The sequence below is a fragment of the Natrinema marinum genome (genome assembly GCF_024296685.1).
Lineage (GTDB): Archaea > Halobacteriota > Halobacteria > Halobacteriales > Natrialbaceae > Natrinema > Natrinema marinum.
This window is the reverse complement of record NZ_CP100763.1, coordinates 343,006-369,039: the sequence shown is the minus strand read 5'-3', so window position 1 is coordinate 369,039 and position 26,034 is coordinate 343,006. Positions and strand designations below refer to the sequence as shown.

25 protein-coding genes and 1 tRNA gene are annotated in these 26,034 nt (G+C 66.2%); 16 read left to right on the top strand and 10 right to left on the bottom strand.

Features of this window, described 5'->3' with window-relative positions; all coding sequences use genetic code 11:
* Window position 1: 1 nt before the first annotated feature.
* Together NKH51_RS01860 and glmS are read right to left on the bottom strand one after the other, a co-directional pair.
* Entirely contained in the window at window positions 2-1,435 is a 1,434-nt protein-coding gene (locus NKH51_RS01860) for a methylaspartate mutase subunit E (RefSeq protein WP_254763544.1), read from the bottom strand.
* A gap of 8 nt (window positions 1,436-1,443) precedes the next feature.
* Window positions 1,444-1,899, bottom strand: a complete 456-nt coding sequence (gene glmS / locus NKH51_RS01855) for a methylaspartate mutase subunit S (protein ID WP_254763543.1) — start codon at window positions 1,897-1,899, stop codon at window positions 1,444-1,446.
* Window positions 1,900-2,063: 164 nt separating this feature from the next.
* On the opposite strand from glmS, the gene mct reads away from it, so the two are divergent.
* Window positions 2,064-3,239, top strand: coding sequence for a succinyl-CoA:mesaconate CoA-transferase (mct, locus tag NKH51_RS01850; protein ID WP_254763542.1), 1,176 nt, complete (start codon window positions 2,064-2,066; stop codon window positions 3,237-3,239).
* A gap of 363 nt (window positions 3,240-3,602) precedes the next feature.
* The gene (locus NKH51_RS01845) at window positions 3,603-3,839 is read left to right on the top strand and encodes a ribbon-helix-helix domain-containing protein (RefSeq protein ID WP_254763541.1); all 237 of its coding nucleotides are present in this window, start codon (window positions 3,603-3,605) and stop codon (window positions 3,837-3,839) included.
* A gap of 98 nt (window positions 3,840-3,937) precedes the next feature.
* Here the strand turns inward: NKH51_RS01845 and NKH51_RS01840 are convergent, their stop codons facing one another.
* The gene (locus tag NKH51_RS01840; protein WP_254763540.1) at window positions 3,938-4,570 is read right to left on the bottom strand and encodes a hypothetical protein; all 633 of its coding nucleotides are present in this window, start codon (window positions 4,568-4,570) and stop codon (window positions 3,938-3,940) included.
* Window positions 4,571-4,683: 113 nt separating this feature from the next.
* Window positions 4,684-6,372, bottom strand: a complete 1,689-nt coding sequence (locus tag NKH51_RS01835; RefSeq protein ID WP_254763539.1) for an MBL fold metallo-hydrolase — start codon at window positions 6,370-6,372, stop codon at window positions 4,684-4,686.
* A gap of 341 nt (window positions 6,373-6,713) precedes the next feature.
* Between NKH51_RS01835 and NKH51_RS01830 the strand changes: the two genes are divergently transcribed.
* The 8 genes from NKH51_RS01830 to NKH51_RS01795 all read left to right on the top strand — a co-directional run bounded on the left by NKH51_RS01830 (window position 6,714) and on the right by NKH51_RS01795 (window position 13,192).
* The gene (locus NKH51_RS01830) at window positions 6,714-8,960 is read left to right on the top strand and encodes a PAS domain S-box protein (RefSeq protein WP_254763538.1); all 2,247 of its coding nucleotides are present in this window, start codon (window positions 6,714-6,716) and stop codon (window positions 8,958-8,960) included.
* 32 nt (window positions 8,961-8,992) lie between these two features.
* On the top strand, window positions 8,993-9,319 hold the full coding sequence (locus NKH51_RS01825) for a DUF5785 family protein (RefSeq protein ID WP_254763537.1): 327 nt from the start codon (window positions 8,993-8,995) through the stop codon (window positions 9,317-9,319).
* Window positions 9,320-9,392: 73 nt separating this feature from the next.
* The gene (locus tag NKH51_RS01820; RefSeq protein ID WP_254763536.1) at window positions 9,393-10,163 is read left to right on the top strand and encodes a GTP cyclohydrolase III; all 771 of its coding nucleotides are present in this window, start codon (window positions 9,393-9,395) and stop codon (window positions 10,161-10,163) included.
* A gap of 84 nt (window positions 10,164-10,247) precedes the next feature.
* Window positions 10,248-10,856, top strand: a complete 609-nt coding sequence (locus NKH51_RS01815; protein ID WP_254763535.1) for a CBS domain-containing protein — start codon at window positions 10,248-10,250, stop codon at window positions 10,854-10,856.
* Between the two features lie 102 nt (window positions 10,857-10,958).
* The gene (locus tag NKH51_RS01810) at window positions 10,959-12,182 is read left to right on the top strand and encodes a phosphoglycerate kinase (RefSeq protein ID WP_254763534.1); all 1,224 of its coding nucleotides are present in this window, start codon (window positions 10,959-10,961) and stop codon (window positions 12,180-12,182) included.
* Window positions 12,151-12,666, top strand: coding sequence for a GNAT family N-acetyltransferase (locus NKH51_RS01805; protein ID WP_254763533.1), 516 nt, complete (start codon window positions 12,151-12,153; stop codon window positions 12,664-12,666). The genes NKH51_RS01810 and NKH51_RS01805 overlap by 32 nt, the downstream gene beginning before the upstream one ends.
* A gap of 12 nt (window positions 12,667-12,678) precedes the next feature.
* Window positions 12,679-12,752, top strand: a tRNA-Thr gene (locus tag NKH51_RS01800).
* A gap of 113 nt (window positions 12,753-12,865) precedes the next feature.
* Window positions 12,866-13,192: a DUF4870 domain-containing protein gene (locus tag NKH51_RS01795; protein ID WP_254763532.1), complete on the top strand. Its 327-nt coding sequence runs from the start codon at window positions 12,866-12,868 to the stop codon at window positions 13,190-13,192.
* Between the two features lie 157 nt (window positions 13,193-13,349).
* On the opposite strand, the gene NKH51_RS01790 is transcribed toward NKH51_RS01795, so the two are convergent.
* Window positions 13,350-14,750, bottom strand: coding sequence for an outer membrane protein assembly factor BamB family protein (locus NKH51_RS01790; protein WP_254763531.1), 1,401 nt, complete (start codon window positions 14,748-14,750; stop codon window positions 13,350-13,352).
* A 361-nt stretch (window positions 14,751-15,111) separates the two neighbouring features.
* Here NKH51_RS01790 and NKH51_RS01785 point away from each other — a divergent pair, with 361 nt between their 5' ends.
* Entirely contained in the window at window positions 15,112-16,047 is a 936-nt protein-coding gene (locus tag NKH51_RS01785) for a hypothetical protein (RefSeq protein ID WP_254763530.1), read from the top strand.
* A 96-nt stretch (window positions 16,048-16,143) separates the two neighbouring features.
* Here the strand turns inward: NKH51_RS01785 and NKH51_RS01780 are convergent, their stop codons facing one another.
* On the bottom strand, window positions 16,144-16,839 hold the full coding sequence (locus tag NKH51_RS01780) for a YqjF family protein (RefSeq protein ID WP_254763529.1): 696 nt from the start codon (window positions 16,837-16,839) through the stop codon (window positions 16,144-16,146).
* A gap of 377 nt (window positions 16,840-17,216) precedes the next feature.
* Here NKH51_RS01780 and NKH51_RS01775 point away from each other — a divergent pair, with 377 nt between their 5' ends.
* Window positions 17,217-17,675, top strand: coding sequence for a hypothetical protein (locus NKH51_RS01775; protein ID WP_254763528.1), 459 nt, complete (start codon window positions 17,217-17,219; stop codon window positions 17,673-17,675).
* Here NKH51_RS01775 and NKH51_RS01770 read toward each other — a convergent pair.
* A complete protein-coding gene (locus NKH51_RS01770) occupies window positions 17,660-18,328 on the bottom strand; it encodes an O-methyltransferase (RefSeq protein WP_254763527.1) in 669 nt (222 codons plus the stop codon). The two genes, NKH51_RS01775 and NKH51_RS01770, sit on opposite strands and share 16 nt — an antisense overlap.
* Before the next feature lie 90 nt (window positions 18,329-18,418).
* On the opposite strand from NKH51_RS01770, the gene NKH51_RS01765 reads away from it, so the two are divergent.
* A complete protein-coding gene (locus tag NKH51_RS01765) occupies window positions 18,419-18,874 on the top strand; it encodes a dCTP deaminase/dUTPase family protein (RefSeq protein ID WP_254763526.1) in 456 nt (151 codons plus the stop codon).
* A gap of 158 nt (window positions 18,875-19,032) precedes the next feature.
* A complete protein-coding gene (locus NKH51_RS01760) occupies window positions 19,033-20,916 on the top strand; it encodes an alpha/beta fold hydrolase (protein ID WP_254763525.1) in 1,884 nt (627 codons plus the stop codon).
* 33 nt (window positions 20,917-20,949) lie between these two features.
* Here the strand turns inward: NKH51_RS01760 and NKH51_RS01755 are convergent, their stop codons facing one another.
* The 3 genes from NKH51_RS01755 to NKH51_RS01745 all read right to left on the bottom strand — a co-directional run bounded on the left by NKH51_RS01755 (window position 20,950) and on the right by NKH51_RS01745 (window position 23,668).
* Complete coding sequence (locus tag NKH51_RS01755; protein WP_254763524.1) at window positions 20,950-21,162, bottom strand: hypothetical protein; 213 nt, start codon at window positions 21,160-21,162, stop codon at window positions 20,950-20,952.
* A 134-nt stretch (window positions 21,163-21,296) separates the two neighbouring features.
* Entirely contained in the window at window positions 21,297-22,097 is an 801-nt protein-coding gene (locus NKH51_RS01750) for an enoyl-CoA hydratase/isomerase family protein (RefSeq protein ID WP_254763523.1), read from the bottom strand.
* A complete protein-coding gene (locus NKH51_RS01745; protein WP_254763522.1) occupies window positions 22,097-23,668 on the bottom strand; it encodes a long-chain-fatty-acid--CoA ligase in 1,572 nt (523 codons plus the stop codon). The genes NKH51_RS01750 and NKH51_RS01745 overlap by 1 nt, the downstream gene beginning before the upstream one ends.
* Window positions 23,669-23,833: 165 nt before the next feature.
* On the opposite strand from NKH51_RS01745, the gene NKH51_RS01740 reads away from it, so the two are divergent.
* Together NKH51_RS01740 and NKH51_RS01735 are read left to right on the top strand one after the other, a co-directional pair.
* On the top strand, window positions 23,834-24,448 hold the full coding sequence (locus tag NKH51_RS01740; RefSeq protein ID WP_254763521.1) for a universal stress protein: 615 nt from the start codon (window positions 23,834-23,836) through the stop codon (window positions 24,446-24,448).
* A 183-nt stretch (window positions 24,449-24,631) separates the two neighbouring features.
* Window positions 24,632-25,999, top strand: coding sequence for a hypothetical protein (locus NKH51_RS01735; protein WP_254763520.1), 1,368 nt, complete (start codon window positions 24,632-24,634; stop codon window positions 25,997-25,999).
* The last annotated feature ends 35 nt before the right edge of the window (window positions 26,000-26,034 follow it).

Below are 26,034 nucleotides of genomic sequence, written 5' to 3'. Positions count from 1 at the left end.
ATTAGACGTCACCCTGCGGTCGGCCGATGAGCTTTCCATCGCTGATAGCGTCGACGTCGTCCGCGACCATTCGGAACGACTGGTCGCGGCCTTCGGTGTCGGCGCGCTGCGAGAGTCGAGCCTTGTGAATCTCCTTGATGTCGTCGTCCATCTCGAGGTCGGCCCACTCGAAGATGCGGACGCGACCGTCGTCGTCGCGGGCCGGGAGGACGGCTCCCCGCGCACTGTCGCTGGGCGCAAAGGGCACGTCGAGCGCCCCGGAGTCGAACGCCTTGAGCGTCCCCTGAACGACGTCGCCGTCGCCGTGGTCGAAGATGGTGTCCATTAGACACCGGGTCTCGCGCTCGATTAAGTCCTGTTCCTCCTCGATGCCGTCGATGTCGATCTTCTGCTCGATCGCCATGTCGATGACCTGCCGCGTGGTGCGCAGGCCCGAGGCGTTGGCTTCCTTGGTCGGAACCCCCTGGAACTCCTGGGGCGACTTGGTGATGACCTTGTCCGGCTTCGCGATGGCGGCGGTCATGCCGCCGAGGCTGATGACGCCGTTGGCGCGGGCCTCGTCCGGCGGGAAGCCGCCCATCCACTCGTGGAAGACGGTGGTGACGACGACCTCGTCGGGGAGGTACTCGTTGCCCAGCTTTTTGAGGGCGTTCAGGGCGGCCACGTCCTGGACGACGTTACCGACCTGCCCGTAGCCGAGCGTGATCGAGCGCACGCCCTGCGTGGCGGCGAGCTTGCCCTCGACCAGCATGATCGCGATGGCGATCGACGGTGGGACGAGCGTCCCCGTGAGGGGACCGAACGGCTCGCGGTTGATCCGGATGCCGCGTTCCGTGTACGCGCCGGCCAGCCGGTCGACGAACTGCCATCGCTCGATGGTCTCCTCTAAGCCGTGGCGCTTCGTGTACGGGATGTTGTAGGAGATCGGCCCGCCCTCGAAGCTCTGGAAGCCGCCGGCGAAGGTGATCGCCGCGAGCAACCGGGCGTCCGGCGTCCCGTGGCGAACCTCGATCGGCGCGTCGACCGCGTCGATCAGCTTCCGGCAGCCGTCGACGCCGTGGTTGACGGCGGGGAAGCCGTTCAACGTGTCGTCGCCCGTCTCGCGGGCCTTCTCCAGACCCTGCTGGGCCTTCTCGTACTCGTTGTCACGCGTGTACGAGTCGATCGTCGTCGGAAGCAGGTCCGCCTGCCCTTCCCGATGGAGGTACTGGAGAAGTTCGATCTGGTCGTCGAGTCGAGGGACGCCGGCCCGCGGCTGGAGCAGCGGTTTGTCGGCCGACTCGAGGACGTCGGCGAACTGCTTGTGGTCCGGTAGCGATTCGTGGTACTCGATGGCTTCCTCGAAGTCGACGTCTGCCCCCGTTGGCCAGTTCGACCGGATCTCCTCGTCGATACGCTGTAGCTCGTCGGATGGAATGCGTTCGTCTCGTATCATCTAGACATCTAAGAACTGATAGTTGCCCGCTCGGACTCCGGTGGCTTGAGCTGGAGGTCTTCGCGGAGTGTGGCAATCGCGTCCTCGGGATCCGTCTCGGAGTCGAACACGCGGTCGAACCCGAGCTCCCGGAACGTCTTCCGGGTCTGCTCGAAGTCGTCTTGTCCGACGGCGAGGTTGCCGCCGATGTAGCTGACCGCGTCGACGCCAGCGTCCTCGAGGACGCTGTGGAATCCCTGGCAGTCCTGCTCGGCGTGTCCGTAGAGCGACGAGACCAGTACAGCCTCGGCGTCGTGGGCTACCGCGGCCTCGGCGAACTCCTCTTGGGAGGTCTGGACGCCGAGGTTGACGACATCGAAGCCGGCTGCACTGAAGGCTTGCTCTAGGATTGTGATGCCAACGACGTGGGCATCGGAGCCGATCACGCCGAGGACGACCGTTTGGGACATCGTATCCAGAACCATGAGGGACTCGGGTATAAACCTAATGATCTTCCATGATAATACACCTTAAACGTCCTAGCAGCGTCCCTATGTCGGGCGTTCCCACGTCCCCTGGTAGGCGAACTCAACTACATGATCGATGGTAAGGGTTTTGGTAATGGTTTGGTAAGGTGGGCGTACAGACTATGGGAGCGCTTTCCAACCTTCGTGTCGTTGATCTAACGCAGGTGCTCGCCGGGCCGTACTGTACGATGTTGCTCGCGGACCTGGGCGCGGACGTGGTCAAAATCGAGCGACCGGGCGGCGACATGATCCGGTCGAACCCGCCGTTCGTCGACGACCCCGAAGAAGAAGCCTACGGGGGCTACTTCCAGAGCGTCAATCGCGGCAAGAAGAGCATCGAACTGAACTTCCGCGAGGAGGACGACCGCGAGGACTTCCTCTCGCTCGTCGAGGAGGCCGACATCGTCGTCGAGAACTACCGCGCGGGGACGATGGAAAAGTACGGCCTCGGTTACGAGACGCTGAAAGAACACAACCCCGATCTCATCTACTCCTCGATCCGGGGCTTCGGCGACCCGCGCACCGGCGAGACTGACCGACAGGGCCAGCCCTCCTTCGACCTCATCGCGCAGGCCCTGGGTGGCGTCATGGAGACCACCGGCCAGCCCGACGGCCCGCCGACGAAGACCGGTCCCGGCGTCGGCGACCTCTTCACCGCGACGCTGAACTGCATCGGCATCCTCGCCGCCGTCAACCACCGCGAACAGACCGGCGAGGGCCAGTACGTCGACACCGGCATGTACGACTCCATGATCAGCTTCACCGAGCGCGCCATCTACCAGCAGTCCTACACCGGCGAGGCCCCCACCCGGCGGGGCAACTCCCACCCTACGCTGTTCCCCTACAACGCCTTCGAGACCGACGACGGCTACGCCGTCATCGCCGCGTTCAACAACAACCACTGGGCGGAACTCTGCGATATAATGGACCGCGAGGACCTCGCAGAGGAGTACCCCACGACCCCCGAGCGCCTCGAGCACCGTGACGCCTTGCGCGAGGAGATCGCCGACTGGACCCGCGAGCAGACCAACGACGAACTCGTAGGCAAACTCGAGGGCCGCGTGCCCGCCGCACCCGTCCAGACCACCGAAGAGATCTTCGACGACCCGCACGTCCACGCACGCGACATGCTGTACCCCGTCGAACAGCCCGGCGCCGACCGAAAGGTCGAGATCGCGGGCAACCCGATCAAGATGAGCGAGACGAATCCCGAGCCCCGCGGTCGCGCGCCGCTGTTAGACGAGCACCGCGAAGAAGTGCTGGGCGAGGATGCAGACGCCGAAACGGCCGACGACTGAGCGGCAGCCGACGTATCGATCGGTTTTCAGCTGAGACAGTGCTTTCGAAGAGGGGGTCGGGACGTTTCCGTACCTCCCCGAATTCCGGAGAGCGGCTTCCAGTTTGACGGTTGACTCGTTGTGCCGTATACCTGTTCGTTGTTCTATGAAAGAGAGGCGGACTCGAGGTCGAGTCGCGACTGTGAGGAGCGACGACGACCGAATTACTGTTTCACTTTCACTCCGCTACGCGAGCCCTTACGACCGCTCGCCCCCTTTCGATTTCATGGTCACCGTGACTCTCACACCGCTACTCGAGACCGCGAGCACGGCGTCGAAAGCGGCGGATCGACCCTCCCTCGAGTCGGCCGGCGGTGATCGCCGATGACGGAGAGCCGAACCCCACCCACGGACCCCACGCCAGAGCACAATCGCTCTCGACTCGAGGACGGCCCCACCCTCGATCGGGTGACCTTCCGGGCGACCGACGAACAGCTCGCGGCGATCGAATCGCTCGTCGACGACGATCTCTATCGGAATCGAAGCGAGGCGATCAGAGCCGGGCTGCAGCGGTTGCTCGAGTACCACACCGAGACCGACGACGATCGTGACGAGCGATAAGGTCGTGGGTCGCCGACGGTCGACCGCCTCGATCTCCGCTCATCATCCGTAACTGTGCGCGATCGGTCACACCGCGGTGCTCGAGTCGCGTCGGGCTCTCAGCACGCGCCGCCGCCACCGCCCGCCGCGCCAGCGCCGGCACAGGAGGCGGCGCTCGCGCTAGCACCCGCCGCGGCGGCCGCACCGGCCGTGACGATCGCCGCGTTGGTCGTGCGACTGTAGTTTTTGCACTCGCCCCACGCGACCGGCGCGATCGCATCGTCGATGTCGTCCGCGGCGACGACCGCCTCGCGGAGGTCGTCGATCCCGAACCCCGGATCGGTCGCGAATCGGTCGACGAGGTCGTCGGTCAGCGCGATGCGACGACACTCCTCGGCCTCGAAGAGTTCGTCGCCATCGAAGGTGAACTGAATATCGTAGTGGCGAACGAACACGTCGTCGAAGGGGTCCTGCACGGCGTCGACCGCCTCGCCGACGAGGTCCCAGACCAGATCCATATCCGGGTCCTCGACATCCTCGCCGAGCGAGAAGCGGGCGATCGGCACGACGACCGGCTCGCCGTCCGGCCCTTCGTTGACGACCGCGACGCCGGTCACGCCGCAGTCCTCGACGGCGTAGCCGGCTCGCTCCGTGGCGTCGCGCAGCGCCTCGTCCGCCTCGTTCTGGCGCGACTCGAGGTCGACCTGTTCGTCGGGCGTGTCGTCACCGAGCAAGCGCTCGAGCAGGGACATTGTAGCAGCCCGTTGCACGACGAGCCACTTTGTCATTGTGATAACTAGTTCGCCCGATCCCCGACGGGGTGCGATGGGGAGAAACGAGAGCGTGCAACTGGAGGGCGATCGGTCTACGACGAGCCGGTCGAAATCGTGATCTCGACGGTCTCGCCCGCGTCGAGATCCGCCGTGTCGACGAGTCGCAGGACCTGCTCGCCGTCGCCGTCGGTGAGGACGCGAGCCCGGACGGTCTCCCCGTCGGGCTGCTCGAGTTTCGATTCGATCGCCGCAAGCCGGTCGAGAAGTTCCGCCTCGAGCGACCGGTCGTCCGCCTCCTTCACCTCGGCGTCGGCCGTCGTCCCGTCAGTCGTCGGCTCGCCTTCGACGCCGACCGCCGTCCCCGCAGTCGCCGGCTCGTCCTCGGCGGTCGACGCTTCGTAGGGATCCGCCGACGATCGAGCGAAGGCGTCCTCGAGCGCCTCGAGATCGAGCCCCTCCGCAGCGAGGTTGACCGAGTCCCGTCGGACGGTCGGAACTGCTCCGGCCGCATCGAACGAGCGGTTTTTCATCGCTTTCCACTGTCGCGTGCGGATCTTCGTCGCCGTCGTCTCCGCGATCCAGTCGGGGGCCAGCCACTCGCCGCCCTCGTAGAGTCGGTGGATCTCGTCGTCGTTCGTCCCCCACGTGAAACAGCGGTCGAAGCGGCGCTGGAACCGATTTAACGTCTCTCCCATCGCGTGTTTGATCACGACCTGCGTCGGCGCGAGGTCGCGGACGGTGTCATCGATCGTCTCGATCGACGGGTGATTCCGCAGTTCGACACAGCGCGTCGTACACCGCACGTTCGACACCGCCACGCTGTCGCCCGTCGCGAGCTGGACGAACACGGCGGCGGGGTCGTCCGCGACCGCCTCGAGCAGTCGAGACGCGCTTCCCCGCGTCGGCGTCTCCGGCCCGCCGATCGTGACTCGGCCCTGCTCGAGTACCTCGCCGGGCCGGTCGAACACGTCCCGCGTCTCGATCCCGGGGTCGTCGAGCCCGAGTCCGTCGTACAGCTTGGCGGCCTGGCCAACGAGCGTGATCGGGAGGTCGCGGTCGAGCGCCGCCGCCGCGTGGCCCAGCAGCGTCGCGTAGTGAACGCCGGTCAGCGAACTCGTCGCGACGACGACCCGGGAGCCGGCGTAGGCGCGCTCGAGGACCGTCCGCACCGATTCGTCGAGCGCGCTCGGATAGGCGTCCTCGGTCGAGGCGTTCAACAGGACGGCGTCGATGTCGAACGGGTAAGTCGTCTCCAGCCCGGGATAGCCCGCACAGGGGCGCTCGGTGAAATCGCCCGTCGCCAGGAGATGGTGCTCGCCGTTCAGGAGTTCGCCGGTCGTCTCCGTCTCCCGGAATCGGACGAGAAACCCTGCCCCACCGGGCGTGTGGCCCGCGGGGACGGGCCGAACGTCGAGGTTGGGAAGGATCGACGTCCAGTCGTCGATGGGCTCGAGCGCGTCGAGCGCGGCCGAGATATCGCCCAGATCGTTGTCCTTTCGCGCCTCCGGGAGCGCCCGCTTGAGGACGGTCGCCGTCGCGGGCGAGGTGTAGATCGGGGCGTTGTGCCGAACGTTTCTCGCCAGCGTCCGGTAGTGATCGATGTGTGCGTGTGTCAGGAGGATCGCGTTCAGATACTCGTCGGGTCCAAGCAGCGAGTCCAGATCGACGTCGTCGCCGGAGTCGACGAGGATGCACGCCCGTGTCCCATCGTCGGTCGTGAATCGGAGGAGCGTGGACTCGTTCCCGCTCCGAACGTTGGCGTGTTGATAGGACACACGCATGCTTTCGAACCCACTATGTTTCACCGCTACTTCAATGTCAGCACATTTGTTGTGTGCCATACCATACGAAAACAACAGGTATAACGAGAAGCGGGACGGACCCGGGCCGCCGAAACGTGACTTCGCTGAGTCGGGCGAGGACGCGATACCGAGTGAGCGCCGTCTCGTTCCGCTACACCGTCGAATGAGGCACGGAGAGTGCGTCAGAAACAGCAACTGCTCGCACCGCTCGGTTCCGACGGGCGGTAGTTACCGGGCGGCTGGCCACCGTCGATAGTTCCGCCCAGCCGCAACTGGAACCCGACCCCAAGTTATTTCTCCGCTGTAACGAGAGAGAACCTATGCAAACCCGAGACGAATCCCCTCCCGGGAGCGTCTCGATGGAGCCGATCCGCGTACTCTACGTGGACGACGACCCGGAGTATCCCGACGCATCAGCCGCCCTCGAGCGAGCAGACGAGACCATCGAAACGTTTCGCGCGAACAGCGCCGACGACGGGCTCGAGCGCCTCGCAGAGACCGAAGTCGACTGTATCGTCTCGGAGTACGATCTCCCTGATATGGACGGACTGGCCTTTCTCGAGTCCGTCCGGGCGGAAACCGACGATGTACCGTTCATCCTCTATACGGATGCGGGGTCGGAAGCGATCGCGAGCGAGGCAATCTCGGCGGGCGTTACAGACTACGTGTGCAAGGGGCACGAAGGGGGCGCGACGTTGGCCGATCGGATCGTCGACGCCGTCGCAACGACGCGGGCGCGACTAGGGCGCCAGCGACAGCTCCGTGCCATCGAAACGGCCCAGGAAGGGATCGGGATTCTCAACGACGACGGCCAGTTCGTCTACGTGAACCAGGCGTACGCAGACCTCTACGGCTACGAGCCTGCTGACCTGGTCGGCCAGGGATGGGGGCACCTCTATCCCGAGGACGACCTCGCGACCGTCCGGGAGGAGATCGTACCGACGGTGATGGCGGAGGGCGACTGGCACGGGGAGACGACCGGACTCCGAGCGGACGGATCGACGTTCACCGAGGCCCACTCGCTGTCGGCGGCGGGTGACGGCGACCTGATCTGTACGGTACAAGACATCTCCGACCGCAAAGCGCGCGAGCGGGACCTCGAGCGCTACGAAACGATCATCGAGGCGCTGGGCGACCCTGTCTACACGGTCGACGCCGACGGCCGGTACACGTACGTCAACGATGCCTACGCCGAGTTGACCGGCTACGAAAAAGGCGAGATCGTCGGCCAGCACGTCTCGGTCCTACTCGACGAGGCGTCCGTCGAACGCGCCACCGACAGCGTCCAGTCGCTGTTCGCAAAGACCGAGACGGACCAGCGGACCTACGAGACCACCGTCACGACCAAAGACGGCGAGCGGATTCAGTGTGAGGCGAAAGTCTCGCTGTTGCCCCTCGAGGACGGCCAGTATCGCGGCGTCGCCGGCGTCGTTCGCGACATCACCGACCGAAAGGTGCGAGAGCGAGAACTCGAGGAGTACGAGACGATCCTCAAAACGGTTCCCGACGAAGTATACGCGCTGGACGCCGACGGCTACTTCACCAAGGTCGTGCCGCCGGTCGACGCCGAAGTGACAGTGTCCGGGTATCGATCCGACGAGATGGTCGGCAAACACGTCTCGCACGTGCTCAGTGACGACGACATCGAGCGAGCCGAGTCGATAATCGAATCGATGTTGCGCGACGGTGACCGTGACCGCGCATCGTTCGAGATGGAGACGATAACGGCGGACGGCGAACGCGTCCCCAACGAGAATCACTTCGCCCTCCTCCCGCCCGACGAGGACGGCCGCTTCCGAGGGACCGTCGGCGTCCTGCGAGATATTACCGAGCGGAAGGCCCGAGAGCGCGAACTGAAGGCGCAGAACGAACGCCTCGACCGGTTCGCCGGCATCGTCTCCCACGATCTCCGGAACCCACTGAACGTCGCGCAGGGCCGCCTCGAGCTGGCCCGCGAGGAGTGCGATAGCGAGGACCTCGAGGCCGTCGCCTGGGCGCACGACCGGATGGTCGTCCTGATCGAGAACATTCTGGCGGTCGCCCGCGAGCGCGATCCCGATCCGGACACGAACCCGGTCGGTCTCGCGGCGATCGCCGAGGATTGCTGGGCACACGTCGAGACGGGCGAAGCGACGCTTCGACTCGAGACGGACGCCGTCGTGAATGCCGACCGGACGCGGCTCAAACAGTTCCTCGAGAATCTGATCCGGAATGCGGTCGAACACGGCTCGGGGAGTCCGGACCCGTTCGCCCAGCAGGGCGGGGCTGACCGCAGCGGCGCAGGCGTCACGATCACCATTGGCGACCTTGCCGACGACCGAGGACCCGGATTCTACGTCGAAGACGACGGCCCCGGCATCGCCGACGACGAGCGCAGCAAGATCTTCGAGAGCGGCTACTCGAGCGCCAGCGACGGCACCGGGCTCGGGCTGGCGATCGTCGCGGACGTCGCCGAGGCCCACGGCTGGACCGTGACCGTCACCGACGGTGCCGACGGCGGGGCGCGGTTCGAGTTTACCGGCGTCGAGCGAGCGGACTGGCGGCGACCCGACGGCGACGGAGAGTAATCCTTTTGCAGGACCCCTGCACACGTCCGGGTATGAGCAACGATTGGCCGGTCGACCCCGACGGCGAGGAAGGTAGCGAGGGGATGCGCAAGTTCGACATGCGGATCATCGCGGACAAAGTCGACGAGGAGGAGGACTTCCCGATGAACCGCGACGAGTTCGTCGAGGAGTACGGCGACTACCCGATCCGGATCAACTACCAGCGCGTCGTCCCGATGCGTGAGATCTTCGAGTACGTCGAACCCGAGGAGTTCGAGACGATGGTCGACATGCACAAAGCCGTCGGCGCGGCGATGCGCGCCGGCGACTTCTGGGAGTACCACCCGCAGGGGGCCGACCCCGAGAAGAAACACGCCTGACCCGTTCTCGAGCCGAATCACGAATCTGGATTGCGTATCACTTATACGACGGCGTTCGAAACCATCGCCCACAGTGACTAACACGCAGGTAACGCTCGTTCAGATCGACAACTACGGTCCCTGGACGGTGACGCCCGAGCCGCGACGGGAGGCCGACCTCCAGACCATGCAGTCGCGGCTGTACGCGGACATCTCTCAGTTCGTCGGCAACCGCGGCGGCTACACCTTCTTCACTCGCTTCGACAACATGATCGCCGTCACGAACGGCTGCTCGCTCGAGGACCACGCGCTCCTCCAGGAGTCGGTCGGTAACCGCTACCCGGTGACGCTCAGTCTCGGCGTCGCGACCGGCCGCAATCCGGTACAGGCGCTGTCTGACGCGACCGAGCGTCTTCAGGACGCCGGCAGCGCTCAGGACAAGGACCGACGCGAGTGTCTCGAGGGCCGCGTCATCGACGAGGAGTACCGGACCGGCGAGGACGTTCAGATCGCCCACTTCGACGTGGTCGATGCGACCGGCAACTACACGGACGAACTCAACGCCTTCGACACCTTCATCGAGATCGAGCAGGGGTACGCGGAACTCATGCGCCACATGCGCTACGCCCACGATAGCCTCTCGTTTTTCGTCGGCGGCGACAACGTCATCGTCGTTTGTCCCGACCTCGCAGCCAGCGAGTACGAGGACGCAATCGCCCACGTCGAGGCGGCCGTCGATGTCGAGATGCAGGTCGGCGTCGGCCGCGGAAAAAGCGCACACGACGCCGGCTACGCCGCCAAGCACGCCCTCGAGACGTGCCGAGCCCACGGGACCAGAGTCGAACTCGAGTGGGAAACGGCTTAAAACCCGGAGACAGTGAACTTCGACGCCGTTTTGCTTAAGTGTAGCGGGGGTAGCTTTTAGCCCATCCGTGCTATTCGTTCACACATGGAATCAGAACTGTCCGTCAGGGATGTCCTGACGAACGAGTACGTCGGCGTCAGCGAATCCGACAGCGTCCTCGAGACCGTCCGGCTCATGCGCGAGGAACGGACGAGTTGTGCGCTGGTCGTCCGCGGGAGCGAGCCGGTCGGCATCGTGACCGAGTGGGACGTCCTCGGGCTCGTCGCCGACGAGGACGACACCGCCACGACGACCGTCGAGGAAGCGATGACGACCCCGGTCATCACGGTCGGTCCCGATCGCTCGCTCACCGACGTCGCCACGACGATGGCCCGCCAGAACATCCGCAACGTCCTCGTCGAGGACGAGGACGGGATCGTCGGCCTCGTCACCCAGCGCGACGTCATCGCCGCCGCGGGCTCGTTCCAGGCGACGATGACCCCCGTTCGCTCGAGCGGGTCGCTGCTCGACTACGACCGGGAGGTCGCCGAGGCGACGACGGCCCCCGCGACCGAGTCGGCGGACGCTCGTCTCGTTCCGAACGGCGGCGACGAGTACACGACCCAGGGCGTCTGCGAGGCCTGTGGCTCCCTCGCGGACGCGTTATGGGACGCCAACGGCCAGCTAGTCTGTGCGGACTGCCGCACGGTGTGATCGGTAGGCCTGGTTTACGGCATCGTGAGCCGTGTCACCAGCCACCGGACGCTATCTCTCCGATAGAAAGACCTTTCGGGTGGCGCGGTGGAGGGCCCGGTAATGATCGAGACCCTCGACGACCTGGACGTCGACGGGACTACCGTCGGCGTTCGCGTCGACGTCAATAGTCCGATCGACGACGACGGGACGCTCGCGGACGACGCCCGACTGCGCGCCCACGTCGATACCCTCTCCGAACTGCTCGAGCGCGGCGGTCGGGTCGCCGTCCTCGCTCACCAGGGCCGACCCGGCGGTGACGACTTCGTCTCCCTCGAGTCCCACGCCGATCGCCTCGCCGAACTGCTCGGCCGACCCGTCGACTACGCCGACGTGACCTTCTCCGCGGCCGCCCGCGACGCCGTCGACGAACTCGAGAACGGCGACTGCCTCGTGCTCGAGAACACCCGCTTCTACAGCGAGGAGTACATGGAGTTCGACCCAGAACGAGCCGCCCGAACGCACCTCGTCAAGGGGCTCGAGCCCGTCCTCGACGCCTACGTCAACGACGCCTTCGCGGCGGCCCACCGCTCGCAGCCCTCGCTGGTCGGCCTCCCGACGGTCCTCCCGAGCTACGCCGGCCGCGTCATGGAGTCGGAACTCGACGTGCTCGGCTCTATCGAGGAGACCGCCGAGCCCCGCGTCTACGTCCTCGGCGGCGCGAAGGTTCCCGACTCGATCGACGTCGCTTGGTCGGTACTCGAGAAGGGGCTGGCCGATCACATCCTCACCGCCGGCGTCGTCGGCAACGTCTTCCTCATCGCCGACGGCGTCGATCTGGGCGACGAGAGCTCCGATTTCATCTACGACCAGGGCTACTGGGACGAGATCGATCGCGCCGCCGACTTACTCGACGCCTACGGCGACCGGATCGCGCTTCCCCGTGACGTCGCGGTCGACCGCGACGACGAGCGCCACGAACTCGGCGTCAACGCCCTCCCGCCGGGCGACGGCGAGTCCGCGATGGACATCGGCGGCTCGACGCTCGACTACTACCGGCGGATCCTCGACGACGCGGAGACGGTCATCCTCAACGGCCCCGCGGGCGTCTTCGAGGACGAGCGCTTCCAGACGGGCACCCGCCAACTCTACAGCGCGGCGACCGACAGCCCCACGAGCATCGTCGGCGGCGGCGACACGGCTTCGGCGCTGCGCAAACTCGGCGTCGAGGGCTTCTCCCACGTCAGCACCGGCGGCGGCGCTGCCCTGCGGATGCTTACCGCCGAATCGCTCCCTGCCGTGACGGCCCTCGAGAATGCCCCACGACAGCCCGCAGCCGACGATTGAACCCGCCTCGGCGGACGACGTGGAGACCCTGGCGGACATGTGGGTCCGGCTGGCGCGCGACCAGCGCCGGCACGACTCGGCGGTCCTCGCCGACGCGAACCGGGAGACGATGCGCCAGACGCTCGGCGCCTATCGAGTCAGCGACGGCCTCCTCGTCGCCCGCCTCGAGGGCGAGCTCGTCGGCTTCGCCTCGATATCGATCGAACGCGGCTCGCTCGAGCTCGACGCCACCCGCGGCCTGCTCTCGAACATCTACGTCGAGCCCGCCGTCCGCGGGCGAGGGATCGGCACCGCCCTGCTCGAGGCCGCCGAGGAGTCACTCGCCGACAAGGGTGCCGACACGATGGTGCTCGAGGTGATGGCCGACAACGAGGCCGCCAGACGATTTTATCGCCGGCATGGCTACGACGCGTTTCGGGTGTCGATGTCCCGATCGCTCGACGAGTCGGGCGAAAACGATACACACTCAAAGGAGGACGGCTAACCCACGGCCTGCGCCAGGGGAGCATGGGCGGTTCATGCACTCGACTTGTAATCGAGACTTCCGGGGTTCAAATCCCCGCCCTGGCTTTCAGTCTTCTCGGACGGATTCGTTTGGCCCAACCGCGGCGATTGCTCGAACGCCAGTCGAAATTTGTTAAATTAACGTAGGTCTTATATACGATGTGTGTGACATGTTCGGTATGTCAACTGATGTGGATGGAGATACGACGATGGCAGCCTTAGCACACCTATCGTCGCTGATTGCGTCGTTTGTCGGCCCACTGCTCATTCTCATACTCGCCGACGACGACGATACACTGGTCAAAGAGAACGCGAAGAACTCGTTGAATTTCCAGATAATGATCGCTATCGCGCTCATTATTTCTGGGATACTGATGGTTGTCCTCATCGGCTTCCTCTTGTTCCCGGTGATCGCTTTGGTCGACCTCATCCTGGTCATTATCGCGACAGTGAAAGCCAACAACGGTGAAGTCTACTCCTACCCCTTCACGCCGGACATCGTCTGAGACAGCCGCTGTCGTGCGGTTCCGTCGTACCCGCAGCGAAGATACAATCCTACACTACCGAACTTCGTGGCTCGTTTCGACAGTCGTCGCCACTCGAGCGGAGTCACCAAATATACCGGACACAATGCGACGGTACGACGCGACGAGGACGCCGCGCCTACTCCTCTCGAGACTGGTCCGTTCGCCGGTACCGCAACGCGGCGGCACCGCTGATGCCTGCGACCGCCGTCAGTGTGCCAAAGCCCGGTGAGCCGCTTGCAGAGCCCGAGGTGGTTCCGTCGGACGTCGACGGTTCGCCGTCCGAACGAGTGGAGTCGTTCGATGCCCCACTCCCGGCACCTTGGGTGCTTTCGCTGGAAGACGAGCCGTCGCTCTGCTCGGTGTCGTCGGACCCTCCCCCGATGTCGTCGGGGTGTACGGGCTGTGGTTCGGATGGCTGGTCGCCGCCGAAGTCGAGTTCGCCGAACGCGACCGACTCTCCGGCCCAGGCACCGGTGTGGCCGACCGTCCCGAACCGAACACGTGATCCGGTACTCGAGGCGTCGCTGTGAGCCTGGACCGCCTCCAGATGACCGGCGTCGCCACCGAGGTAGACGACGCCGTTCGAAACCGTCGCGCCGGTGAGCGTCTCGTTTCTCGAGTCGTAGGTCCACCGCTGGTCGCCGTTCTGGGTGTTCAGGGCGTACAGCGTGCCGGTGTCGGTTCCGACGTAGACGGTCTCACCCGCGACGGTCGGCGGAACGCCGAGATACCCATCGAACTGTGTCGCCCACCGGCCGCCGCCGCTGATCTCGAAGGCGTGGAGGGTGCCGTCCAGCGCCGGGACGAACACGGCCCCGTTCGCGACGGTCGGCGTGTCGTATACCGCATCGCTCGTCCCGGACGACCAGCGTCGCTCCCCCGACTGCGCGTCGATTCGATAGGCGTTGCCGGCCTCGTCGCCGACGAAGACCGAGCCGGCGGCGACCGTCGGCGCGCTGTCGACGTAGCCGTTCGTCTGGTGGTGCCACACCTGATCGCCCGTCTCCGCGTCGATGGCGAAGACGCCCCTATCGTCGCTGTCTCTCACGTTCGGCGAACTGCCGACGAAGACCGTGCCGCCGACCACGGTCGGCGTGCTGGCGTTCAACTGTTGAGCGCGGAACTCCCACACCCCTTCGCCCGTCGCCGCATCGAGAGCGACGACGGTGTTGGCGTCCCCGAGGTAGACGGTGCCGTCAACGACCGTTGGCGCTGTCTCGACGGCACCGCCCATCGGGCGTTCCCACAGTTGCTCGCCGGTCGCGGCGTCAAGCGCCCGGAGCGTGCTGCTCGCGTCGACGTAGACGGTGCCGTCGACGACCGTCGGCGACGCGTCGACGGTACGCACGTCCGTCGACCAGGTCTCGTCACCCGTCGCCGCGTCGACGGCGTAGACGGTTCCGGTAGGTGTGTTCGGACGGTTGTCGCTACCAATGTAGACCGTTCCATCGACGATCGTCGGAGAGCCGCCGATCGAGCCGCCGGTCTCGAGGTGCCACTCGGACGCACCGGGTGCGAGCGTGCGCCCCGATGCCACGGCAGTCTGTAGTCCCGCGATCCCGAAACCGATTCCCCCACAGTGAGAGATGAATGAACGTCGTCTCACGTGTCGCTCGAGAGATGGAATTCCGAAAAGGATTGGGAATACGGAAGTTTCAGCCAGCCCGAACGCTACCGTCGTGTCCGCCGGTCACGGGACTGGTCGTCGATTATCGCGCCGGAGAACCGAGATCGAAGCCGATATCGGGCCGGGTCCGGTTCTCGCAGCCTCCCGTAGCGATCTCAGTCGCCGATTCCCGAATCCGGAAAGCGGTATTGATCCGTATAGAACGTATATAGTATCATATACTACTACCCAAGAAATTCTTATATCACATGGCGGTGATTACTGGTTTGCAATGGTAACTTCAGACGGAACTCGGCGGACGAAAACGCTGTCGCGTCGCCAAGCACTGAAAGTCACCGGTTGCAGTCTCGGTGCGTTCACGGTTGCAGGAGCGGGGATCACCGCGGCCAGCACGACCGACACCCGATGGCGAGTCGGGCTGTCGTTCCCGACGCTCGCCATGGACGACAACGGCCAGGATCGGCTCTTCAACGTCGACAACGCCGACGGGACGGTCGAAGGCTACGAGGGATACGAGTACGACGGCATGTTCGTCCTGCCGAACGGGACACAGAACACCAACTGTTCGTTCTGGAACGGCTGTGACTACTACCGCGCGAAACTGCCGTACATTCTCGAGTGGGGCTGTGAGACCTCGAACTTCGGCGAGGTGGAGATCATCATCAACACGACGCCGTTCAGCGGAGTCGGGTACGGTGCGGTCCACCAGTTCAACAGCCAGCACGACTCGGTAGCAATCGAGTCGGGCGCACCCGGCTCCGATCTGCTGCAGCCGAAGTTCACGAAAGAGAGCGTCCCGGCGCAGAACTACTTCAGGCCGTTCGACGTGGAGTTGACGGTGAATCTGAGTAACTCGTCGCTCGGCGACGGCGAGGTGAGCACGACGATCCCGGCGGCGATCCCGAGCGTGGACATCCTGAACGATCTCGAGAATCTGGTGAACACGACGGACGAGATCTACTCGCAGGGCGTCGATCTGGCCGACAAGACGACGCCGGTCGACCTCAACCGGCTGGACAAACTCGGCCGGTACTACGCGTACACGGCCTCAGCAGCGGTCGGACTCGACGACGATCTCCCGCGGGCGGCAGCGAAAGACGGGATCGGTGCGTTCACCGAGCCGATCAAAGACTACCAGGAGCGGCAAATCTACGGCGAGAACACCGTCTCGACAATGGGCGGCCCGACGATCTTCAATACGCCGTAACGCCTTCGGCGGGGCTGCTCGAGAACCCCCCTTGACTACCGCGGCCGTCACAGTCCCGCCGGAAGCACCACCGCCACGCGAGGCGGGGATAGCGGGTCAGTCCTCGAGACGGTTGCTCGTCCGTGCGACCACGTCGAGGCCGGGGCTATAGTATCGCACTGGGTCGGCTTCGGGGTACGCGAAGCCGTTCCCCGAGAGTAGCGTGTTGGTCTCGACATCGGCGGTCGCCGGATACAACGTCCAGGGCTCGTGGTCGACATCAGTATAACGCACCGAGCCGTCGGGGGCTTCCGTATAAAATCGGTAGCGTTCGACGAGGAAGCTCGCCAACGGATCGTCCGGAGCCGAGAACGAATCGCCGGTCGGCCGATAGGTTGCCTCGTAGCGGGCGGGGCGCGCGCCGGGATGGTATCGGCGACTGCTGAACGCGACGCCGCCATTGGCTCGAGACAGCGAGATTCGGGCGTAGTAGTACGGGAGGTGATGGAACAGTCGCGCACCCGTCACGCTCGCGACTCCCTGTGCGTCGAGGCTGAAGAAATACACGCTCGGGACGCCGTCGTGCGTGACGTACGTCCTGACGTTGATCTCCGGCAGCGCGACGCCGGCCCACTCGGGGAGCCCCTTCGGCCGGACGGCGACGTTCGTAAAGGGAATCACCGAGAGCCACGCGGAGCCGTCGTAGGTGTCTGCCTCGAGCGCGTCGGGGAGCCGCGCGTTCAGTTCCGCGGGATCGACCGGCCAGTTCTCGAACAGGAGGTTGCGCCACCCCATCGCCAGCGGGAGGACCATAGCGGTAGCTCGGTGCTGGTCTCAGAAATAGGTCCTGTCTCGTCGAGTGAACCGTCGGCGGGATCGACGGCCCGTCGGATCGTGACTGTCGCCGGTGTCACCCCCGCAGAAAACGCCGGTCGGACGCCGGCGTTCGAGCCCCCGTTCGATCGTGGTGTGTCAATCGACGGGCCGAAATCGAGACACGCGGCCGATGCGCCGTCGTGGACCGATCCCGGAACGGCGAGGACTGATGCATGGTCGGACGAATTCCGTCGCTGAAGACCGAACCCGTTCCTCGCCATCCGGTCTGTCACATCCGGGGAGAATAACGTTGGCGGCCGATCGGCTCGAGCCAACAGCTATAAATGCGGGCGCCGACTCAACCCGGCAAAGCGGTGCACGACGTGATTCCGACAACAACCGGCACGGACCGACCCCTGCTCGCCGCCTCGCTCGCCTGTTTTGCAGTCGCCGGCGTCGGAACCGTCGCCGTCGACGCGATCGAACTCACGCTCGGGGCCACGACGCTCGCGATCGGCGGCGTCTACTGCGTCGCTCGATACGCCCAGTCGGTCGACCGGCGGGTACTCGCACGGACGGCGCTGGGCCTCTGGCTCGCATTCCTCGGGGTTGCGGGCAGCCACGCCGTCGGCCTCGAGACGATCGGCGCGGCCACACCGGGTCCCGCCGAAATAACGATCGTCGCGCTCACCGCAGTGACGTGGGCGACGCTGCTCGCCGCGGCCGCCGCGACGATCTTCCTCGGCTTCCGTGAGTACGGCTCCCCGGCCCCGGCCGAAGAGCCCGACGAGAGCGTGTTCGAGGGCGACGCCTCCGACTACTCGATGCGGTAACTCACCGCGATTCCTTCGCCCAGCGGGACGCCGATCGTCTCGAAGGCCGGATCGGCCCGCACCGTCTCGAGGTAGTCGATGATTCCCTGCGTGTGATCGTTCACGTCGGTCGGGGAACCGCCCTCCGCCCACTCGAGGATCGCGTCGAAGTCGACGACGCTGGCCGTGATCGCGTTGTCGGCGACGACGACCCCGCCGACCGGGACCTTCGATCGGATGGCCTCGAACGCGTCCGCGTAGCGCTCCTTCTGGTGGTCGATCAGGACGACATCGAACGGGCCGTCGTAGTCCTCGACGGCCTCCATCGCGTCGCCGAGTTCGTACCGGGCGATCCCGTCGTAGCCGCCCGCAGCCATGTACTCGCGGGCCAACTCGAGTTCGACCTCGTCGACCTCGGTGAGGACTATTTCGCCGGCGTCGGGCAGCGCCGCGGCGAGCCAGTAGGCCGAGTAGCCGTAGCCAGAGCCGAACTCGAAGACCCGCTCGGCGTCGGTCAGTCGGGCGAGAAACCGGAGGAACGCGCCCACCTCGGGGCCGACGTGGGGGAACCCCTCGGCGGCCGCATACTCGTCCATCTCGAGCAAGGTCTCGTCGGGGTCCGGGCCGACCGCGCGAACGAAGCGAGCGATCTCGTCGGAGAGAACGTCGGTCATAGGCGACGCTACGCGCGCCAGCCTATAGGAGTCGGGGCTGTGGGCGAACCTGAATCCTTTTTCCCGCTCGAAACCGTCGTTTCGAGTAACATGTCCGCCGACCATCCCTTCGCCGAGAGCGTCGACAATCTAGTGTACGAGCCAACTCAGGTCCACGAACACGGGATCGACCTGACGGTCAGCGCGGTCTACGAGGTGGCCGCCCCCGGCCGCATCGATTTCGGCGGCGACGAACTCGCGGACGCCGATTTAGAGCCCGTGCCGACGGTGCTGCGAAACCCCGACGACGAGTTCGGCTGGTGGGAACTCGCCGGCGGCCAGTACGTGATCCAGCACAACGAGTTCCTGACGGGACTCGGGGAGCCGGCGCTGCTCCAGCCGCGCAACGAACTGCTCGCCCGCGGCGGGTCCCATCCATCCGTGCAGGTGCGCGACCACCTGCCGCTGCTGCCGCTGTCGGTCGCCGACGGCGGCCTCGAGCTCAAGGAGAACGCGCGGGTCTCGACGCTGCTGCCGACCGGCCGCGAGTCGAGAGGTGTCGAGTAACGCTCTACGGCCACTCGACGGCCGCCCACTCGCCGGTGTGACCACTCAACCGTCGGTGGACGGAACCCGATCCGATACTTTCGTATAGAATCCCTTTAATGTAGCATGTGATGGGGGATCACACTGCTTACGATTCGGCCGATTCGGTGTCGGACTCGGTGGCAGAGTCCGACTCCGGTCGGTCGGGGGATTGGGGAATCGAGACGCGACAGATACTGGCCGCGATCGCCGTCGGCCTGGTACTCGTCGCCGCCGGAACGGCGGTCGGCAACTGGGCCACGACCGGCGGTGGCGAGGTCGAGGTCCGCGAGACGACGGTCGAGACCGACTCCGGGGTCGCGCTCGCCGCGACCGTCTACGAACCGGCGAGCGTCAGCGCAGACGATCCCGCGCCGGCCGCGCTGCTGATCCACGGCTACACGGGCGACCGCGGGACGATGTCGAGTTTCGCGACGGAACTCGCCGATCGCGGCTACGTCGCCGTCACCGTCGACCAGCCCGGCCACGGCGACTCGGCGCCGCCGGCCTTCGCCGACGGCTGGGGCGGCCCGGCGAGTCTGGAGTACACCCGCTCGCTCGAGACGGTGGACGAAGATCGGGTCGCGCTGGCGGGACACTCGATGGGCGGGTTCGCCTCGCTGGCGGCCGCGGAGGCCCATCCCGACGGCTACGAGTCGATCGTCCTGATCGGCTCGACGTGGGGCTTTGTGGGCGCGCCGGCGGCCAACGAGACGTTCCCGCGGAACGTGGCGGTCGTCTACGCGCCGTACGACGAGTACAGTTCGGCGATGTGGAACGAGTCGACTCCGGGGAACGTCAACGAGGGTGAGAAACTCGCCACCGCGTTCCCGACGGCGCCGCCGGTCGAGCCCGGCCGGACCTACGGCTCGATCGAGGACGGCACCGCGCGGCAGTTCACCGCACCGCCGACGATCCACACCGGCATGCACCGGTCGACGACCGCCGTCGCGGACACGGTCGGCTGGATCGAACGCACCACGGGCGGCGCCGACGAGCCGACGACCGCCGACCAGCGCTGGTACTGGGCCTCGATCGGCCACGCCGTCGCGCTGCTCGGCGGGGTCGTCGTCGCGGTCGGCACGAGCGCGCTCGTCTGGCGGCGCCTCGAGGGGAGCGGGGCACGAAGCGCTCGAGAATCGCCTTGCGATTCTCGCAGCCCATCAGAAGTGCGAAGCACTTCTGAGGACGCCTCGGAGGAGCGAGCGGGGAGCGAAGCGACCCGCGAGACTGGGGCGACCGCACCGATCGGGGCCGACGATGGGAGTTCACTGTCGATGCGCGTCGGGCTCTCGCTCCTGCCAGCGCTCACGCTCTACCCGCTGTACGCGATCGGCACCGCCGCCGTGCCGACGACGCGGCTCACGCATCAGGAACTCACCCACGGCTACCTCCTCTGGATCGTCGGGACGGTCGCGCTCGCCGCCGGCGTCGTCCGCTGGCGGCGCGGTGGTGTCGACCGGGCGTCGCTCCGGCGGCTCGCACCCGACGGCGCGACGATCGGCCGCGCGCTCACCGCGGCCGTCGCCGGTATCGGCGCGCTGTACATCCTCGCGGTCGTCGCCGACGCCGTGGCCGGCGGGGCGCTCAATGCCTGGGTCGTCGGCGTCACGACGCTCTCTCCGGTGCGGTGGGTCTCGCTCGCGGTGTACGTCCTGCCGATCACGGCTGCCGCGGTCGCCTTCGCGGCCGGCCTCGAGCGCGTCGGCGGCTCGAACGGGCTCGAGGCGCGCTCGCTCCCGCGGACGCTCGGTCGCGCGCTCGCGGTCACCTGCGGGGGACTGCTCGTCTTGCTGGCCGTCCAGTACGTGCCGCTGTTCCTCGGCTACGGACTGCCGGTGCCGAGCGCGGGGCCGCTGGCGATCACGGCGATCAGCGCGACCGGGACCCTCGCGGTCGCGACCGTCGTCGCGACGGCGGCCGCGCGACTGACCGACTCGCCGCTGGTTGGCGGGCTCCTGACCGGGGTCCTCGTGACCTGGATGATCGTCGGGACCGGCCCGATCCACGTCGCACCGTTCTAGACTGCTGGGCCGGCATGGCGTTTTCGGCGGTCCTCACTCGACCTCGTAGGCGAGGTGCTCGACCGCCAGCACCAGTCGGTAGAACAGATAGCAGATGAACGCGGATCCGAGCAGGAAGATCGGAAGGACCGAATAGAGCAGGAGTTCACGAGACAGGAATCCGACGACGATACTTGCGAGCACGAGTCCGGCGATACCGAGCCCGTGACGCGTGTCGAGTCGTACCCCAGAGTGCGGTGTCGACATGGCGGCGCGTTCGACCGATCGTTACAAAACGATTGTGTTATCAAATTGATGTCAGAGAGACAAACCGGGCCTCGAGACGGCGACGTTCCCACCCTCGAGAAACAGAAACAGGAGTCCGAATCGGTAGCGACCGGCTAGCGGCCTTCGAACTCGGGATCGCGGTCCTCGAGGAAGGCGCTGACACCCTCCTCGTGATCCCCGGTCTCGAAGACGATCCCCTGTGCGACGGCCTCGTCGGTCAGGGCTTGCTCGAGGGATTTCTCGAGGCCTTCGCCGACGAGCCGGTTGGCGTGGCGCAGCGCGATCGGCGGGCCGGAGACGACCTTGTCGACGAACTCGTCGGCACGCTCGTCGAACTCGTCGGCGTCGTAGACGTGGTTGACCAGTCCGAGATCTTTCGCGCGGTCCGCACCGAAGATGTCGCCGGTGAGGACGAGTTCCTTCGCGACGTTCTCGCCGACGATCCGGGGCAGCAGGTAGGACGTGCCGGCGTCGACGCTCAGACCGACCTGCCGGAAGACGAAGCCGAACACCGAGCGGTCGCTGGCCAGTTGCACGTCACAGCCGATGGCGAGGTTCGCGCCGGCACCGACGGCGGGGCCGTCGATCACGGCGATCGTCGGGATCGGGCAGTCGACCAGCGCGGTCATCATCTCCTTCGTTCGCTGCTCGAGGCTGCGCGCCCGCTCGTCGGCGGGGATATCCTCCTCGAGGGCGTCGACCATCCGGTTGACGTCGCCGCCGGCCGAGAACGCGCCGCCGGCGCCTTCGATGACGACACAGCGGGCATCGCTGCCTTCGATCTCTTCGAAGGCCGCGACGAATCCGTCGTGGATCTCCGCCGAGAAGGCGTTGCGGCGGTCAGGCTGGTTCAGCGTGATCGTCGCGGGGCCGTCGTCTTCGATATCGAGAAGGACTGCATCTCCGAGTGCCATTATTCGTCACCTCCTTCCTGTCCACGAAGCTTAAATTTTTGCACTTTCCCGGTGGTCGTCCGTGGCAGTTCCTGAACGAACTCGACCTCGCGGGGGTGTTTGTACTCCGCCATGTTGGTCAGGCAGTACTCTTTGATTTCCTCCTCGGTCACGTCGCCGTCGGGAGTGCGAACGATGAACGCCTTGACGGTCTCGCCGCGGCGTTCGTCCGGGATCCCGGCGACGGCCGCGTCGGCCACGTCGGGGTGCTCGAAGAGCAACTCCTCGACTTCACGCGGGTAGACGTTGTAGCCGCCGGTGACGATCATGTGCTTCTCGCGGTCGACGACGTAGAAGAACCCGTCCTCATCCTTGTAGCCGATGTCGCCGGTGTGGAACCAGCGCCGGCCGCCGTCCTCGGTGAAGACCTCCTCGTTGGCCTCGGGCAGCCCGTAGTAGCCCTTCATCACGTTCGGACCGGCGACGACGATTTCGCCGGTGATCTCGCGGAGGTCGGCCTCCTCCTCGTCGATCGGGCCCTCCTCGACCGGCGAGACCTCGTTGAAGTCCTCGTCGACGACTTTCGAGTCGACGCCGGGGACGGTCTTGCCCACGCTGCCGACGCGACGACCCTCGATCGGGCTGTTGAAGTGGGTGATCGGGCTGGTTTCGGTCAGGCCGTACCCCTCGTAGATCTTCGGTTCGTAGAGCTCCTCGAACTGGCGCAGCACTTCGACGGGGATGCCGGAGCCGCCGACGCCACAGAGGCGCAGCGAGGACATGTCGAACTCCTCGGCGTTGGGCTGGTTGATCACGTCGTTGTACATCGCCGGCACGCCGTGCATGATCGTTAGCTGCTCGTCTTCGATGAGCGAAATGGCGTCCTGTGCCTCCCACGAAGGCATCGGGTAGTAGGCGGCCCCGTTGAATAACGCCGCGTTCATCGTCACGGTCATCCCGTAGATGTGGAACAGCGGGAGGACGCCGAGCCCTTTGTCGTCGGGTCGGATCCCGTCGGGGATCAGCTCCGAGGCGGCGTTCGCGTTCGACGCGAGGTTGCCGTGAGTGAGCTGGACGCCCTTTGGCTGGCCCGTCGTTCCGGACGTGTACGGCTGGACGGCGTCGTCGTCGTCGTCACGGTCGACGATTTCGGGCGCGCCGCGCTCTAAGAACGCCTCGAACGCGGTCGCACCGTCGGCGTCGCCGCCGACGCTGACGACGTGTTCGACGCTCGTCTCGTCCTGTACCTCGTTGACGAAGGGGACGAGGTCGGCCAGCGCGACGACGACCTTCGCCTCGCTGTCGTCGAGCAGATGGCCGATCTCACGGGACTTGTACTGCGGGTTCATCGGAACGACGACTCCGCCGGCACGAAGCGTCCCGTGGAACGCGATCACGAACTGCGGCAGATTCGGAAGGTACAGTGCGACGCGGTCGTCGGGACCGAGGCCGCGTTCCTCGAGCGCGGCCGCGAACGCGCCCGTCTGCCCCCAGAACTCCTCGTAGCTGATGTCGGACCCCTGGAACCCGATTGCGGTGTTGTCGCCGTACTCCTCGACGGCACTGGCGACGTTAGTGACAAGATTTGTCATGCTCCGTGCGAACCGTTTCCGCGTACCGTAAAAAAGATTCTCAAAGGCGGGACGGCTGCCCGTTTCGACCTCGGCTCGAGCGGGCGAACATCCTGTGGTGGTCCGAAGCCGACAGGATCCGACTCGAGGGTATTTAGGCACGGGTTCCCTAGGCACGCGATATCGATGTATCAGGACATTCTCGTGCCGACGGACGGGAGCGACGGCACCCGGCGGTCGCTCAATCACGGGGTGACGATCGCGGATCGGTTCGGCGCGACGATCCACGCGCTGTCGGTCGTGCCCGAGGGGCCGCTTGGCACGCTTCAGACCGACGAGGCGATTCCGGCGGCCGAACGCGCGGTCGAGCGCATCGAGACCGAAGCGAGCCGAGAGGGCGTCGAGGTCGTCACGGCGGTCGAACAGGGCGTCCCCCACGAACAGATCCTCGCGTACGCCGACGAGCACGGGATCGACATGATCGTGATGGGGACCCAGGGCCGGACCGGGCTCGACCGGGTACTGGTCGGCAGCGTCACCGAACGGATCGTCCGCATGGCCGACGTGCCCGTCGTCACCGTCCGCCTGACCGACGAGATCCGCATCGAGGACGCCGACGAGGCCGCCGATATCGCTCGCAAAACCGCCGAGCAGGAGGGGTACGACGACATCAGCGTGCTCGAGGACCCACACCGGACCAGCGCGTCGTGGATCGTCCCGCTCGAGACGGGCTCGGGGCGGGTTCACGTCCACGTCGATGCGGTGACGAGCGAGGGTCGCGTCGCGAAAGGTCGGGAGTAGGGACCCCGTAGGGGCCGCCGACGGCGACGACGCCGGTACTGAGGAGTGTGTCGGCGCCGTTCCGGATCGGTGGTGTTAGAGCCCGACCGCGGTTTCAGGGGGAGCCTGACGCGGCGAATGGGAGGTTTTCCGGCCGAAACGGTAGCGCCGCTTTTTACCCGGAATTCCGGTTTCCGATCACGAATGACGGTCAACCGGCGGACGCTGTTGCGAGGGGCCGTGGCGAGTAGTATCGTTCCCGCTACGTACGGCCGCGTCCGTTCTCGGGGCGACCGGACGGAACGTGCGCCTCGAGACGACGCATCGGAACCGATCTCCGACGGCTCGGGCGTGCTCGTCCGGATCGCCGACGCGACCGATCCCGTCGCGGGTGCGGGGCTACTCGAGGTGACCGCCGAACTCGAGAACGCGACGGACCGGACGGCGCGTCCGACTGTCGAGTATTTCGTCGACGGCGAGTCCGTCGGCAACGTCACGCTGACGCTCGAGCCGGGCGAGACGAGGCGACCGTTCCCCGCGAGCCACCGCGTCGAACCCGCCGACGAGGACCGCGACGTGACGGTCCGCGTCGAGGCCGCGGGCGGGTCGGCCGCGCGGACGGTGACCGTCCGCGGTGTCGACGAACTCGGCGACGGACTGACGCGCCCGAACGCTGAGATCGCGGTGCAGCCCGGTGCGTCGGTCCTGCTCGAGGCCGGCGCGGTCGATCCCGACGCGTCACAGACCACCGCCTGGTGGGTCGACGGCGAGTCCGTCGGCGAGTCGACGGCCTCCCCCTGGCAGTCGATCTACTACGCCGAGCGCAACGCCCACTACTGGCAGTACACCGCCGACGCCGAGGGCGATCACGAGGTTACCGCGGGAATCGAGAGCGAGGCCGGTAACTACCGGGCCGACTGGACGGTCACGGTGACGCCCAACGGGCACGCGCCGCCCACGATCGAAGCCGCTCGACCGGCGCGAGGGTCACTGCCGGTCGATCACGAGGGAACGACCGACCTCGCGCTCGAGGTCGCCGATCCCGACGGGGCGCTGGATCGCGTCGTCTGGTGGGTCAGTCAGGTCGACCGCTTGCTGGGCGTCTCCGGCGTGTCAGGCGCGACCGACACCGCGTCGCTGACGATCGAGGGTGGGCTCCCGCAGCGCTGCCCGATCGTCGCCTGGGTGATCGCGGACGACGGGACGATCGCGTCGGAGCGCGTCTGGACGGTCGGCAGCGCCGACGGCGGTGCCGGCGGTGACGCCGGCGTGACCGTCTCGATCGCGGGGACGAACGACCCCGTCGACGCCGGCGACGTACTCGAGGTGACCGCGACCCTCGAGAACGCGGGCGACCGGTCGGTCACACAGGCCGTCGAACTGCTCGTCGGCCACGATCCGACGCTGGTGGACACGCAACACGTCTCGATCGACGGCGGGGAGTCGAAAACGGCGATTCTCGAGTTCGAGACGGCGGTCGTCGCGAACGACCAGTCGTTCCCCGTCAGGGTCGAAACGGTCGGGAGTACGGCCGAGCAGTCGGAGACCGTTCGCGGGACCGACGGGTCGTAGCCGGCTCGAGCCCATCGCGGACAGTCCCACGCGAC